Below are 14,589 nucleotides of genomic sequence, written 5' to 3' on the forward strand. Positions count from 1 at the left end.
CTGGAGCTGAAGAACACCCTGAACACGATGGTGGACCAGCTGTCGTCGTTCGCCCAGGAGGTCACGCGGGTGGCCCGTGAGGTGGGTACGGAGGGCATCCTGGGCGGCCAGGCCGAGGTGCAGGGCGTCTCCGGCACCTGGAAGGACCTCACCCAGTCCGTGAACGGCATGGCGAACAACCTGACCATCCAGGTGCGCAACATCGCGGAGGTCACGACCGCGGTCGCCCGGGGCGATCTGTCGAAGAAGATCACCGTCGACGCCAAGGGCGAGATCCTCGAACTCGTCACGACCGTCAACACGATGGTCGACCAGCTGTCCTCCTTCGCCGAGCAGGTGACCCGGGTGGCCCGCGAGGTGGGCACCGAGGGCATCCTGGGCGGTCAGGCGCACGTGCCGGGCGTCACGGGCATCTGGAAGGACCTGAGCGACAACGTCAACCTGATGGCGAAGAACCTCACCACTCAGGTGCGGAACATCTCCCAGGTCTCGGCGGCGGTCGCCAACGGTGACCTGACGCGGCAGGTCACCATCGAGGCGCGCGGTGAGGTCGCGCAGCTCGCCGACACCATCAACACGATGGTGAAGACGCTGAGTTCGTTCGCCGAGCAGGTCACCAAGGTGGCCCGTGAGGTGGGCACGGACGGCATCCTCGGCGGGCAGGCGCACGTGCCGGGTGTGGCCGGTACGTGGAAGGACCTGACCGAGTCCGTGAACCAGATGGCGTCCAACCTGACCGGTCAGGTGCGCAACATCGCCATGGTGACCACGGCCATCGCCAAGGGTGACCTGACGAAGAAGATCGACATCGACGCGCGCGGGGAGATCCTCGAGCTGAAGACGACCATCAACACGATGGTCGACCAGCTGTCGTCGTTCGCCGAGGAGGTCACCCGGGTCGCCCGCGAGGTGGGCACGGAGGGACAGCTCGGCGGCCAGGCACGCGTGCGTGACGTCGACGGCACCTGGCGGGACCTGACCGAGTCCGTGAACGAGATGGCCGGGAACCTGACCCGGCAGGTGCGTGCCATCGCGCGCGTGGCGACCGCGGTGACCCGCGGCGATCTGAACCTGAAGATCGACGTGGACGCGTCCGGGGAGATCCAGGAGCTCCAGGACTACATCAACAAGATGATCGCCAACCTGCGCGACACCACGATCGCCAACAAGGAGCAGGACTGGCTCAAGGGCAACCTGGCCCGTATCTCCGCGCTGATGCAGGGCCGCCGCGACCTGGAGGACGTGGCCTCGCTGATCATGAGCGAGCTGACGCCGGTGGTGTCCGCGCAGCACGGCGCGTTCTTCCTGGCGATGCCGCTCGTCGACGGCGAGGACATGAACGCCGCGGACGAGGACCAGTACGAGCTGCGCATGCTCGGCTCGTACGGCTACTCGATGGGCTCCATGCCGACGTCGTTCCAGCCCGGTGAGGCACTCATCGGCACGGCCGCCACGGAGAAGCGCACGATCCTCGTGGAGAACGCGCCCAGCGGCTACCTGAGGATCTCCTCGGGGCTCGGGGAGGCGCCGCCCGCGCAGGTGATCGTGCTGCCGGTGCTGTTCGAGGGGAAGGTGCTCGGCGTCATCGAGCTGGCGTCCTTCACGCCGTTCACCCAGATCCAGAAGGACTTCCTCAACCAGATCGCGGAGATGATCGCGACGAGCGTCAACACCATCTCCGTCAACACCAAGACCGAGCTGCTGCTGGCGCAGTCGCAGGAGCTGACCGAACAACTGCGTGAGCGCTCCGCGGAGTTGGAGCAGCGGCAGAAGGCCCTCCAGGCGTCCAACGCCGAACTGGAGGAGAAGGCCGAGCTGCTGGCCCAGCAGAACCGCGACATCGAGGTGAAGAACACCGAGATCGAGGAGGCGCGGCAGGTCCTGGAGGAGCGCGCCGAGCAGCTCGCCGTGTCGATGCGCTACAAGAGCGAGTTCCTGGCGAACATGTCGCACGAGCTGCGTACGCCGCTCAACTCGCTGCTGATCCTGGCCAAGCTGCTCGCCGACAACGCCGAGGGGAACCTCTCCCCGAAGCAGGTCGAGTTCGCCGAGACGATCCACGGGGCCGGTTCCGACCTGCTCCAGCTGATCAACGACATCCTCGACCTGTCGAAGGTCGAGGCGGGCAAGATGGACGTCTCCCCGACGCGGATCGCGCTCGTCCAGCTCGTGGACTACGTGGAGGCCACCTTCCGGCCGCTGACCGCGGAGAAGGGCCTGGACCTGTCCGTACGGGTCTCGCCGGAGCTGCCCGCGACGCTGCACACCGACGAGCAGCGGTTGCTGCAGGTGCTGCGCAACCTGCTGTCCAACGCGGTGAAGTTCACCGACTCCGGGTCGGTGGAGCTGGTCATCAGGCCGGCGCGGGACGACGTGCCGCAGAAGATCCGGGAGCAGTTGCTGGAGACCGGGTCGCTGACCGATCCGGACGCCGAGCTGATCGCGTTCTCCGTGACGGACACCGGGATCGGCATCGCGTCCAGCAAGATGCGGGTGATCTTCGAGGCGTTCAAGCAGGCCGACGGCACGACCAGCCGCAAGTACGGCGGTACGGGTCTCGGGCTGTCCATCTCGCGGGAGATCGCCCAGCTGCTCGGCGGTGAGATCCACGCGCAGAGCGAGCCGGGCCGCGGCTCGACGTTCACGCTGTACCTGCCGCTGCACCCGAGCGAACTGCCGCCGCAGGGCTACCAGCAGCAGCTGCCGGCCCTGGAGGCCGGTGACCTGATGACGTCGACGTCGGAGCTGTCCGAGCTGTCCGAGGTCGAGGTCGAGACGCCGGCCGAGGTGAAGTCGTACAACGAGACGCAGAACGGGCCGGCCGCCCTGTTCCGGCGGCGGCGCAGGATGCCGGAGCTGGCACCGCGCCCGGCGCAGCCGGAGCAGTGGACGCCCGCGGAGCAGGAGACGGCGCCGAAGACGCAGCGCGGCATCCGGTTCGGCGGCCAGAAGGTCCTGATCGTGGACGACGACATCCGCAACGTCTTCGCGCTGACGAGCGTCCTGGAGCAGCACGGCCTGTCCGTGCTGTACGCGGAGAACGGCCGTGAGGGCATCGAGGTGCTGGAGCAGCACGACGACGTGGCGGTCGTCCTGATGGACATCATGATGCCCGAGATGGACGGGTACGCGACGACCACGGCGATCCGCAGGATGCCGCAGTTCGCCGGACTGCCGATCATCGCGCTGACCGCGAAGGCCATGAAGGGCGACCGGGAGAAGGCGATCGAGTCGGGCGCCTCCGACTACGTCACGAAGCCGGTCGACCCCGATCACCTGCTGACGGTGATGGATCAGTGGATGCGAGGGGAATGAGGGGAACGTTGGACCGTTACGCAACGTTGGCGGGAAGGTTCGGTGTTCACACGGAGTTGCGGACTCGGTGTGCGCATAGTCGTGTAGAAGTACGAGATCTGGGGAACCTTCTGGTCTCCTGCTGCGTTTCTGCTACGTGCACAGTGACATCCCGGTGACAGGGTGTGGTGACAGGCAGGGTGCGGCTACGATGACCGGCACAAGGACGGGCGGCGCAAGGGAGTCGTCCCCTGGGGCGGCACCCACCGGTGCACCCCCAGGTCCTGCGGACAGGGGAGGCCCCACGCCGGGGCGAGGAGGGCGGGCCATGGTGCAGAAGGCCAAGATCCTCCTGGTCGATGACCGGCCGGAGAATCTGCTTGCGCTGGAGGCGATCCTCTCTGCGCTCGATCAGACGCTGGTGCGGGCATCGTCCGGGGAGGAAGCGCTCAAAGCGCTGCTCACGGACGACTTCGCGGTCATTCTGCTGGACGTCCAGATGCCGGGCATGGACGGCTTCGAAACAGCCGCGCACATCAAGCGGCGGGAGCGGACCCGGGACATCCCGATCATCTTCCTCACCGCGATCAACCACGGGCCACACCACACCTTCCGGGGTTACGCGGCCGGCGCGGTCGACTACATCTCCAAGCCGTTCGACCCGTGGGTGCTGCGCGCGAAGGTCTCCGTCTTCGTCGAGCTGTACATGAAGAACTGCCAGCTGCGTGAGCAGGCGTCGCTGCTGCGGCTCCAGTTGGACGGCAACGGCAAGGACGCGGGCGGTGAGGCCAAGGAGTCGGCCGGGCTGCTCGCCGAGCTCTCCGCTCGGCTCGCGGCCGTCGAGGAACAGGCCGAGGCGCTGACCAAGCAGCTCAACGACGATTCGACGGACGCCGCGGCGGTGGCCACGGCGGCCCATCTGGAGCGCAAGCTCACGGGGTTGCGGCGGGCGCTGGACGCGCTGGAGCCGGGCACCGGGACCACATCGTCGGTGTCCTCGCAGAACTGACGCCCGGGCAGGCGAGGTTGCCCGCCCATGAGTCAGCGTCAATTCCGTGCCTCTCCCGGAGCGACACGAACGGGTGAAGCCGTAGGCACACGTGTCCCTTGTCGTCTCCCCCGGTAACCTCACACCCATGGCCTCACGTCCCTCCGCAGCCAAGAAGCCGCCCGCGAAGAAGGCGGCCGGTTCGGCGAAGGCTCCGGCGAAGAAGGCCGCTGCCAAAAAGGCTCCCGCGAAGAAGGCGCCCGCCAAGAAGGCCGCGGCGAAGAAGGTCGCGCCCAAACCGGCTCCGAGCCCGACCGGGGGCATCTACCGGCTCGTGCGCGCCCTGTGGCTCGGGGTCGCCCATGCCGTGGGCGCCGTGTTCCGCGGCATAGGGCAGGGTGCCAAGAACCTCGACCCGGCCCATCGCAAGGACGGTGTCGCCCTGCTGCTGCTCGCCATCGCGCTGATCGTCGCCGCGGGCACCTGGGCCGACCTGAAGGGCCCCGTGGGCGACCTGGTCGAAATCCTGGTGACCGGTGCCTTCGGCCGGCTCGACCTGCTCGTGCCGATCCTGCTCGCCGTCATCGCCGTGCGGTTCATCCGCCACCCGGAGAAGCCCGAGGCCAACGGACGCATCGTCATCGGCCTGTCCGCGCTCGTCATCGGCGTGCTCGGCCAGGTCCACATCGCCTGCGGCTCACCCGCCCGCGGCGACGGCATGCAGGCGATAAGGGACGCCGGTGGCCTCATCGGCTGGGCCATGGCGACCCCGCTGTCGTACGCCATGGGCGACGTGCTCGCCGTGCCGCTGCTCGTGCTGCTGACGGTCTTCGGGCTGCTGGTCGTCACGGCCACGCCGGTCAACGCCATCCCGCAGCGGCTGCGGCACGCCGGGGTGCGGCTCGGGATTCTCCGAGACCCGGCCGACGACGAGTTCGGGGAGGACGACGAGCGCTACGAGGAGCAGTGGCGTGAGGCGCTGCCCGCACGGCCGCGCGGCAGGCGCACGCCGGCGCCCGGGGCGTACGACCCCGACAGCGCCGAGCAGGAGGCGCTCTCCCGGCGCCGCGGCCGTCCCCGGCGGTCGGCGGTGCCGCAGCCCGACATGGACCGGCCCATGGACGCCGTGGACGTCGCCGCGGCGGCGGCCGCCGCGCTCGACGGGGCCGTGCTGCACGGGATGCCGCCCTCGCCGATCGTCGCCGACCTCACCCAGGGCGTGAGCGTCGGGGACCGCGAGGCGACCACGCCGACGCCCGTCCCGGCCGCCAGGCCCCAGCAGGAGAAGCTCACACAGGGCGAGCCCGAGCAGGAGAAGCCGAGGGCGGGTGTCCGCGACCTCACCAAGTCCCCGCCCGCCAAGCCCCGCGACCTGCCGCCGCGTGCGGAACAGCTCCAGCTGTCCGGCGACATCACCTACGCGCTGCCGTCGCTCGACCTCCTCACGCGCGGCGGCCCCGGCAAGGCCCGCAGCGCAGCCAACGACGCCATAGTCGCCGCGCTCACCAACGTCTTCACCGAGTTCAAGGTCGACGCCAACGTCACCGGCTTCACGCGCGGGCCGACGGTCACGCGCTACGAGATCGAGCTCGGCCCCGCCGTGAAGGTCGAGCGGATCACCGCGCTCGCCAAGAACATCGCCTACGCCGTCGCCAGTCCGGACGTGCGGATCATCAGCCCGATCCCCGGCAAGTCCGCGGTCGGCATCGAGATCCCGAACACCGACCGGGAGATGGTCAACCTCGGTGACGTACTGCGGCTCGCGGAGTCCGCGGAGGACGACGACCCGATGCTGGTCGCCTTCGGCAAGGACGTCGAGGGCGGCTACGTCATGCACTCGCTGGCGAAGATGCCGCACATGCTGGTCGCCGGCGCCACCGGCTCCGGCAAGTCGTCCTGCATCAACTGCCTGATCACCTCGATCATGATGCGGGCGACCCCCGAGGACGTCCGGATGATCCTCGTCGACCCCAAGCGGGTCGAGCTGACCGCCTACGAGGGCATCCCGCACCTGATCACTCCGATCATCACCAACCCCAAGCGGGCCGCCGAGGCGCTCCAGTGGGTCGTGCGCGAGATGGACCTGCGCTACGACGACCTGGCCGCCTACGGCTACCGGCACATCGACGACTTCAACCGGGCCGTGCGCGAGGGCAAGGTCAAACCGCCCGAGGGCAGCGAGCGCGAGCTCCAGCCGTACCCGTACCTGCTGGTCATCGTCGACGAGCTCGCCGACCTGATGATGGTCGCGCCGCGCGACGTCGAGGACGCGATCGTGCGCATCACGCAGCTCGCGCGCGCGGCCGGCATCCATCTGGTGCTCGCCACACAGCGGCCGTCCGTCGACGTCGTCACCGGCCTGATCAAGGCGAACGTGCCGTCGCGGCTGGCGTTCGCCACGTCGTCGCTCGCCGACTCGCGGGTCATCCTCGACCAGCCGGGCGCCGAGAAGCTCATCGGCAAGGGCGACGGGCTGTTCCTGCCGATGGGTGCCAACAAGCCGACCCGTATGCAGGGCGCCTTCGTGACCGAGGAGGAGATCGCGGGCGTCGTCCGGCACTGCAAGGACCAGATGGCGCCCGTCTTCCGGGACGACGTCACCGTCGGGACCAAGCAGAAGAAGGAGATCGACGAGGACATCGGCGACGACCTCGACCTGCTGTGCCAGGCGGCCGAACTGGTCGTCTCCACGCAGTTCGGGTCGACCTCCATGCTCCAGCGCAAACTGCGCGTCGGCTTCGCCAAGGCCGGGCGGCTGATGGACCTCATGGAGTCCCGGAACATCGTCGGGCCGAGCGAGGGTTCCAAGGCTCGTGACGTTCTTGTGAAGCCTGATGAGCTGGATGGCGTGCTCGCGCTGATCCGGGGGGAGTCTGAAGGGTAGGGAAGCGGTTCACACCGGTCGCCACGCCGAGTCGTACTGCAATCGGGTGTCCGGATCGTGACTCACCCGTAAGGGGGCATCGAGCAACCGTTTCCCTTCGGCGTACGTCAAGTTGAGGGAAACGACGAACAGCTTCCCCACCATCGGAATGTCGGGCCATTCCGATGGCGTACAAAGTGCCACCGCCCGGTTGCCCCACCCTTTTGTACCCCCCCTAGACTGAACCTCCAGCACAGGCGGCTACACGCTCGAAAGGCGCCCCCGTGTCCATCGGCAACTCCCCTGAAGACGAGCGTCCGTTCGAAGACGAGCGCGTCGAAGAAGACCGCGAGGAAGCCCGCCCCTCCATCGGCCGTGCCCTTCAGCAGGCGCGTATCGCCGCTGGGCTGACCGTCGACGACATCAGTAGCGCCACCCGGGTCCGCATGAACATCGTGCACGCCATCGAGGCGGACGACTTCACCGCCTGCGGTGGTGACGTCTATGCCCGAGGGCACATCAGGACCCTGGCCAAGGCCGTCCACCTCGACCCCGCGCCGCTGCTCGACCAGTACGGCGACGAGCACGGCGGGCGCCCGGCACCGACCCCGGCAGCTCCCCTCTTCGAGGCGGAGCGCATCCGTCCGGAGCGGCGGGGGCCCAACTGGACCGCCGCCATGGTTGCCGCGATCGTCGCCGTGATCGGATTCGTCGGGTTCACCATGTTCCAGGGCGGCGACGACGGCGGCGGCGAGGCGAACGTGGCCGAGGGCTCCACGCCCGGCGACTCCGCCTCGCCGACCACCAAGACCAAGAAGCCCACTGACCCCAAGCCCGAGGCGTCCGACAGCGCCATCGCCGCCGCGCCCCAGGACAAGGTGACGGTCCAGGTGGCCGCCGCCGACGGCCGCAGCTGGATCTCCGCCAAGGACCACAACGGCCGGCTGCTCTTCGACGGATTCCTCAAGCAGGGCGAGACCAAGACCTTCCAGGACAGCTCGAAGGTGCACCTCGTCCTCGGTGACGCCGGTGCGATCGACCTCTTCGTCAACGGCAAGAAGATCAAGGACGACTTCCAGCCGGGCTCCGTGGAGCGCCTGACGTACACGAAGGGTGACCCCGAGGCCGGGTAACCGGGCGGAAGGGTGCCGTCACTACGGGGTTGGCCTGGAAACGGCCAACCCCGTCGACGTGGGGTGTCAGCGGGACGAAGTACTCTTGAGCCCATGCCTGAACGCCGTACCGTCGCACTCGTCACCCTTGGCTGCGCCCGTAACGAGGTGGACTCGGAGGAGCTCGCAGGCCGTTTGGAGGCGGACGGCTGGCAGCTCGTGGAGGACGCCGAGGACGCGGACGTCGCTGTCGTGAACACCTGCGGCTTCGTCGAGGCCGCCAAGAAGGACTCCGTCGACGCCCTCCTGGAGGCCAACGACCTCAAGGGACACGGCAGAACCCAGGCCGTCGTGGCGGTGGGCTGCATGGCCGAGCGGTACGGCAAGGAGCTCGCCGAAGCCCTCCCCGAGGCCGACGGTGTACTCGGGTTCGACGACTACACGGACATCTCGGACCGCCTCCAGACCATCCTCAACGGCGGCATCCACGCCTCGCACACCCCGCGCGACCGGCGCAAGCTGCTGCCGATCAGCCCGGCCGAGCGGCAGGAGTCGGCCGCCGAGGTCGCGCTGCCCGGACACGCCCCCGCGGACCTCCCGGAGGGCCTCGCTCCGGCCTCCGGCCCCCGCGCGCCCCTGCGCCGCCGTCTGGACGGCTCCCCGGTGGCCTCCGTGAAGCTCGCCTCCGGCTGTGACCGGCGCTGCTCCTTCTGCGCCATCCCGTCCTTCCGTGGCTCCTTCATCTCCCGCCGCCCGAGCGACGTGCTGAACGAGACCCGCTGGCTGGCCGAGCAGGGCGTGAAGGAGATCATGCTGGTCTCCGAGAACAACACCTCCTACGGCAAGGACCTCGGCGACATCCGCCTGCTGGAGTCGCTGCTGCCCGAGCTCGCCGAGGTGGACGGCATCGAGCGGGTCCGGGTGAGCTACCTCCAGCCCGCGGAGATGCGGCCGGGCCTGATCGACGTGCTGACGTCGACCCCGAAGGTCGCGCCCTACTTCGACCTGTCCTTCCAGCACTCCGCGCCCGGTGTGCTGCGCGCGATGCGCCGCTTCGGCGACACTGACCGGTTCCTGGAGCTGCTCGACACGATCCGCAGCAAGGCGCCCGAGGCCGGCGTGCGCTCCAACTTCATCGTCGGCTTCCCCGGCGAGAGCGAGGCCGACCTCGCCGAACTGGAGCGGTTCCTCAGCGGCGCGCGGCTGGACGCCATCGGCGTCTTCGGCTACTCCGACGAGGAGGGCACCGAGGCGGCGACCTACGAGAACAAGCTCGACGAGGACGTCGTCGCCGAGCGGCTGGCCCGTGTCTCGCGGCTGGCCGAGGAACTCGTCTCGCAGCGCGCCGAGGAGCGCGTCGGCCAGACGGTGCACGTGCTCGTCGAGTCCGTCGACGACGAGGAGGGCGTGTACGGCCGGGCGGCGCACCAGGCGCCCGAGACGGACGGCCAGGTGCTGCTCACGAGCGGCGCGGGCCTGAGCAGCGGCCGTATGGTCGAGGCGAAGGTGGTCGGTACGGAGGGCGTCGACCTGGTGGCCGAGCCGCTTCAGGGCTCGTTCGCGTCGCCGGCGTGGAGTGAGGAGGCGGGCAGATGACCGGTGTTCCGGCATCCGCGGCGGGAGGCCCCTCCGGCGCGAGGAGGGCCGCGGCCGGTGCGGCTTCGGGGAAGGTTCCCGGGGCTTCGATGGGCCGGTCGGCCGCGCGGTCGACCGAGGGCGGTGCGTCCGGCGCGGCGCCGGGTGCACGGCAGGGTGCGGCGTCCGGCGTGGGTGACAGCGGGGCCGCCGCCGGTGACGGCGCGGAGAGCGCCGTCGTCGACGCGCAGGACGACGGGAAGCCGGCACGGGGCGGGAAGCTGGCTGCCGCGGCCGTCAACCAGGCCAGCGTCTGGAACGTCGCCAACCTCCTGACCATGCTCCGGCTGATCCTCGTACCGGCCTTCGTGGCGCTGATGCTCGCGGACGGCGGGTACGACCCGGCGTGGCGGGCCCTCGCCTGGGCGGCCTTCGCCATCGCCATGATCACCGACCTCTTCGACGGTCATCTGGCGCGCACGTACAACCTGGTCACCGACTTCGGGAAGATCGCCGACCCCATCGCCGACAAGGCGATCATGGGGGCGGCGCTGATCTGTCTGTCCGCGCTCGGCGATCTGCCGTGGTGGGTGACGGGCGTCATCCTCGGCCGGGAACTCGGGATCACGCTGCTGCGTTTTCTGGTCATTCGGTACGGCGTCATCCCGGCCAGCCGCGGAGGCAAGCTCAAGACGCTCACCCAGGGCGTGGCCGTGGGCATGTACGTGCTGGCGCTGACGGGGTGGCTGGCCACCCTGAGGTTCTGGGTGATGGCCGCGGCGGTCGTTCTGACCGTGGTGACCGGGCTCGACTATGTGAAACAGGCCATTGTGCTGCGCAGGCGGGGAATCGCCGAGCGCAAGGCCGCGTTGGAGGAGAAGGAAGCGTGAGTTCCACGGCCACCGACGTGGTGCGACTACTCACGGTGAAGGGCAGGACGCTCGCCGTCGCGGAGTCGCTGACCGGTGGCCTCGTAGCGGCGGAGATCACATCCGTCCCCGGGGCGTCCAAGGTCTTCCGGGGCTCGGTGACGGCCTACGCCACCGAACTGAAGCATGACCTACTGGGCGTCGACGCCGCCCTGCTGGCGGCGCGAGGAGCGGTGGATCCGCAGGTCGCGGCCCAGATGGCGGCCGGAGTGCGTAAGGCGCTCGGCACGGACTGGGGCATCGCGACCACCGGTGTCGCGGGTCCCGAGCCGCAGGACGGACAGAGCGTCGGGACGGTCTTCGTCGCCGTGGACGGACCCCTGAGGGCCGATTCCGGTTCTGCCGGCGGCGGAAAAGTGGAGGCTCTGCGGTTGAACGGCGACCGCGAGGAAATTCGTAGAGAGAGTGTACGGAGCGTACTCGCACTGCTCCTGAAGGAGCTTGCGGGCGAACAGACTGGGAATGAGCGGGCACAGGATACGGAACGGAACGGGGGGTTTTGATGTTTGCAGCCCTGAGTGAACACGACATCGCTCCCCGCACGGCCGCGGCGCAAGGCGGTACGGTGGGGCGTAATGGATGCGGCTACGCGGTCCGAGGAGGGAGCCACCGATGATTCTGCTCCGTCGCCTGCTGGGTGACGTGCTGCGTCGGCAGCGCCAGCGCCAGGGCCGTACTCTGCGCGAAGTCTCCTCGTCCGCCCGAGTCTCACTCGGCTATCTATCCGAGGTGGAGCGGGGGCAGAAGGAGGCTTCCTCCGAACTGCTCTCCGCCATCTGCGACGCGCTGGACGTACGGATGTCCGAGCTCATGCGGGAAGTGAGCGACGAGCTCGCCCTGGCCGAGCTGGCCCAGTCCGCTGCGGCCACCCCCAGCGAACCTGTGCCCACGCCGGTTCGCCCGATGCTGGGTTCCGTTTCGGTGACCGGTGTGCCACCGGAACGGGTGACGATCAAGGCGCCCGCCGAGGCGGTGGACGTCGTCGCCGCGTGAGCGTGTACGCGGACGCGGCTCGCGCCGTGTGAAGCGTGGGACGCCGACGAGGCGCTGAGAAGGTGTGGTGAGGCCCCGGCCGGGCCTCTCCGGGAGATCCGGAGGGGTGCGCCCGGGGTTTTCGCTTGCGCGGGGCCGCCCAGCATCGGCCTGTCCGTTTTGTTTGCGTTTGCCGGTGGGGCGTGCGGCGGTCATCGTTGAGGGGATGGCGGGGGGCAGCCAACGGAGGTGCGGATGTACGTCGTGAAGAGCCCGCTGTCCGACGCGAGCCTGAAGACCGTCTCCGAGGCGTTGCAGGGCGCCCTGGTCGACCTGGTGGACCTCGCCCTCGTGGCGAAGCAGATCCACTGGAACGTGGTGGGGCCGCGCTTCCGCTCCGTACACCTCCAGCTCGATGAGGTCGTCGACACCGCGCGGAAGTACTCCGACACCGTGGCGGAGCGCGCCGCGGCGCTCGGGATCCCGCCCGACGGGCGTGCCGCGACGGTCGCCGTCGGCAGCGGGATCGGCGTGACGCCCGAGGGGTGGGTCGACGACACGACCGCCGTGGGGGCGCTCGTCGAGGCGCTGGGCGCGGTGATCGCGCGGATGCGGGAACGGGTCGAGGCGACCGGTGAGCCGGATCCCGTGAGCCAGGACATCTTCATCGGGATCACGGCGGACCTGGAGAAGCATCACTGGATGTTCCAGGCCGAGAACGGGTGACCGGAGAGGGCGCGGCAGCGGGAGACGGGCCGAGCGGAGACATCGCCGCTCAGGGCTTCGCCGCTCGCGGTCTCGCAGCCCGGCGCAGTGGGGTGCGCGGTGCGCCCGTGTGCCGTTGGTGCGCCCTGTCCGCCGGCCCGCGCGGCCCCATAGCGTCGGGCTGGAGGTGGCGGCCATGGCGGGGATAGGGCGCTGGGGGGCCCGCGGAGCTGTGCTGGGGCTGGGGGCGCTGTGGTGGTGGGCGGTGCTGCGGCTGGTGGTCGCGCCCGGGGCCGGGGTGCTGGAGGCGACGGTCGCGGCCGGGGGGTGGGGGTTGAGCGTGCTGCCGGTGCATTGCGTGCCGAAGGGGCGGGCGAGCGCGGCGGTTGGTACGGGGCGGTGGCGGAGGGTGCTGGCGGTGGGGCGCCGGGGGGTGGTGTCGCGGAGGGGGTGATGTCGGGGGCGGGTGCTTCGGGGGCGCGGGGGTCTTGGGTGGGTGTGTGCCAGGTGTGTCTACCAGGGCATCGCCACGCCGCCGTTCGGGCGGACGATCTGGCCCGTCGTGAAGGCCGAGGCGTCGGATGCCAGGTGCAGGACCGCGTGGGCGATGTCCTCGGGGGTGCCGACCTTCCCCAACGGGGACATGCGGGTCATGAGGGCCTCGGTGTGTGCCTGGGCCTCGCTGTCGCGGCGGTCGGTCATGGGGGTACGGATCCAGCCGGGAGCGACCGCGTTGACGCGGATCCCGTGCCGGCCGACCTCGGTCGCGAGGGTCTTGGTCAGCTGGACCACCGCCGCCTTGGCCGCGCCGTAGCAGAGCAGCCCGCGGGCGCCGGTGTCGACGGCGCCCGAGGCCATGGTGACGATGCTGCCCCCGCAGCCCTGGGCGATCATCAGACGGGCCGCCTCCTGGCAGGCGTGCAGCACGCCCTTGAAGTTGACGTCGAGCACCCGGTCGAGATCTTCGTCCCGGGTCTCCAGAACCGGGCTGCTGTGCATGATCCCGGCGATCGCGGCCAGGATGTCCAGGCGTTCGCAGGAGGTGATGGCCTGCCTCAGCCGGGCGCGGTCGGTGACGTCGAGGTCGTGGGTGTGGGCGGTGCCGCCGCCGTCCTTGATCAGGGCCGCCGTCTCGTGCAGGCCCTCGGTGTCGCGGTCCGCGCAGTGCACGGTGGCGCCCGCCTCCCCGAGCAGGAGTGCCGAGGCCCGGCCGATGCCGCTCGCGGCTCCGGTGACGAAAGCGGCGCGGCCGGTGAGGTCGTACGCCGTGACGGGCATACAGGGACCGTACGAGCGTTTCTGACGGGTCGTCAATGGGCGCGACTGCGCCGGGTCGGGGACGCGGCCGGGGCGGGGCCCCGCTGACAGGCGGGGCACCAGTACGTGGGGCGTTCGCGGGAGCCGTCTCCCTGGTCGGCGACACGGACGGAGGTGTGGCAGCGCAGGCAGGGGCGGGGGGCCCGGCCGTACACGAAGAGGTCCTGGCCGCGGCGGCCCGTCGTACTGCGGATCGGGCGGTCGCGGTTGGTCTCCAGCAGCTTCTTGGCGAGCGCGGGCAGCTGGGCGGCGCGCTCGGCGGGCAGGTCGCCGACGGGGAGCCAGGGGGTGACGCCGAGCAGGAAGCAGAGCTCGCTCTTGTAGACATTGCCGATACCGGCGAGGTTGCGCTGGTCGAGCAGGGCCTCGCCGAGGGGGCGGGCGGGGTCCTGGAGGAGATGGGCGAGGGCCCGGTCGGGGTCCCAGTCCGGGCCGAGGAGGTCGGGGCCGAGGTGGCCGACCGCGCGGTGCTCGTCGGCGGTGCGCAGGAGCTCCAGGACGGGGAGGCGGTAGCCGACGGCCGTGCGGTCGGCGTTGCCGAGGATCGCGCGGATCTGGTGGCCGGGGCCGCCGCTCCAGCGCCGGCCGTTCGCGTACACCTTCCAGGAACCGTCCATCCGCAGGTGGGAGTGCAGGGTCAGGCCGCCCTCGACGCGGGTCAGGAGGTGTTTGCCGCGCGCGGTGACGTCGAGGACCGTACGGCCCGTGAGGTCGGCCGTCGCGAGCCGGGGCACCCGGAGGTCGCTACGGGTCAGCACCTTGCCCGCGAGGGCGTTGTGCAGCCGGCTCGCGGTCTGCCAGACCGTGTCACCTTCGGGCATGGGTCAAGGGTGG

General features: G+C 70.0%; 12 protein-coding genes. 10 read left to right on the forward strand and 2 right to left on the reverse strand.

Translation table 11 applies throughout. The annotated features are described in order from the left end of the window. The 10 genes from GTY47_RS09210 to GTY47_RS40740 form a co-directional block, all read left to right on the forward strand. A partial coding sequence (locus tag GTY47_RS09210; protein WP_158688385.1) for a HAMP domain-containing protein occupies positions 1 to 3,315 on the forward strand: 3,315 nt, incomplete at its 5' end. 307 nt (positions 3,316 to 3,622) lie between these two features. Further along, on the forward strand, positions 3,623 to 4,303 hold the full coding sequence (locus tag GTY47_RS09215) for a response regulator (protein WP_010034711.1): 681 nt from the start codon (positions 3,623 to 3,625) through the stop codon (positions 4,301 to 4,303). A gap of 127 nt (positions 4,304 to 4,430) precedes the next feature. Further along, positions 4,431 to 7,166 (forward strand): DNA translocase FtsK, encoded by a 2,736-nt coding sequence (locus GTY47_RS09220; RefSeq protein WP_010034713.1) that lies wholly within the window; start codon positions 4,431 to 4,433, stop codon positions 7,164 to 7,166. Positions 7,167 to 7,429: 263 nt separating this feature from the next. Beyond that, on the forward strand, positions 7,430 to 8,278 hold the full coding sequence (locus tag GTY47_RS09225; RefSeq protein ID WP_010034715.1) for a helix-turn-helix domain-containing protein: 849 nt from the start codon (positions 7,430 to 7,432) through the stop codon (positions 8,276 to 8,278). 93 nt (positions 8,279 to 8,371) lie between these two features. Beyond that, positions 8,372 to 9,853, forward strand: coding sequence for a 30S ribosomal protein S12 methylthiotransferase RimO (rimO, locus tag GTY47_RS09230; RefSeq protein WP_078602746.1), 1,482 nt, complete (start codon positions 8,372 to 8,374; stop codon positions 9,851 to 9,853). Beyond that, positions 9,850 to 10,722 (forward strand): CDP-diacylglycerol--glycerol-3-phosphate 3-phosphatidyltransferase, encoded by an 873-nt coding sequence (gene pgsA / locus GTY47_RS09235; RefSeq protein WP_029180807.1) that lies wholly within the window; start codon positions 9,850 to 9,852, stop codon positions 10,720 to 10,722. The genes rimO and pgsA overlap by 4 nt, the downstream gene beginning before the upstream one ends. After that, a complete protein-coding gene (locus GTY47_RS09240; RefSeq protein WP_010034723.1) occupies positions 10,719 to 11,264 on the forward strand; it encodes a CinA family protein in 546 nt (181 codons plus the stop codon). Before pgsA ends, GTY47_RS09240 begins: the two co-directional genes overlap by 4 nt. 109 nt (positions 11,265 to 11,373) lie before the next feature. After that, a complete protein-coding gene (locus GTY47_RS09245) occupies positions 11,374 to 11,754 on the forward strand; it encodes a helix-turn-helix transcriptional regulator (RefSeq protein ID WP_003993396.1) in 381 nt (126 codons plus the stop codon). Between the two features lie 234 nt (positions 11,755 to 11,988). Further along, complete coding sequence (locus tag GTY47_RS09250; protein ID WP_010034736.1) at positions 11,989 to 12,459, forward strand: DNA starvation/stationary phase protection protein; 471 nt, start codon at positions 11,989 to 11,991, stop codon at positions 12,457 to 12,459. 175 nt (positions 12,460 to 12,634) lie between these two features. Continuing rightward, the gene (locus tag GTY47_RS40740) at positions 12,635 to 12,892 is read left to right on the forward strand and encodes a hypothetical protein (RefSeq protein ID WP_010034738.1); all 258 of its coding nucleotides are present in this window, start codon (positions 12,635 to 12,637) and stop codon (positions 12,890 to 12,892) included. A 59-nt stretch (positions 12,893 to 12,951) separates the two neighbouring features. Here GTY47_RS40740 and GTY47_RS09255 read toward each other — a convergent pair whose 3' ends face one another. Next, positions 12,952 to 13,716, reverse strand: a complete 765-nt coding sequence (locus GTY47_RS09255; RefSeq protein ID WP_010034739.1) for an SDR family NAD(P)-dependent oxidoreductase — start codon at positions 13,714 to 13,716, stop codon at positions 12,952 to 12,954. Positions 13,717 to 13,748: 32 nt separating this feature from the next. After that, positions 13,749 to 14,576, reverse strand: coding sequence for a DNA-formamidopyrimidine glycosylase family protein (locus GTY47_RS09260; RefSeq protein ID WP_010034742.1), 828 nt, complete (start codon positions 14,574 to 14,576; stop codon positions 13,749 to 13,751). Positions 14,577 to 14,589 lie beyond the last annotated feature (13 nt).

It is taken from the genome of Streptomyces sp. SID5464, assembly GCF_009862985.1.
Classification (GTDB): Bacteria; Actinomycetota; Actinomycetes; order Streptomycetales; family Streptomycetaceae; genus Streptomyces; species Streptomyces chartreusis_D.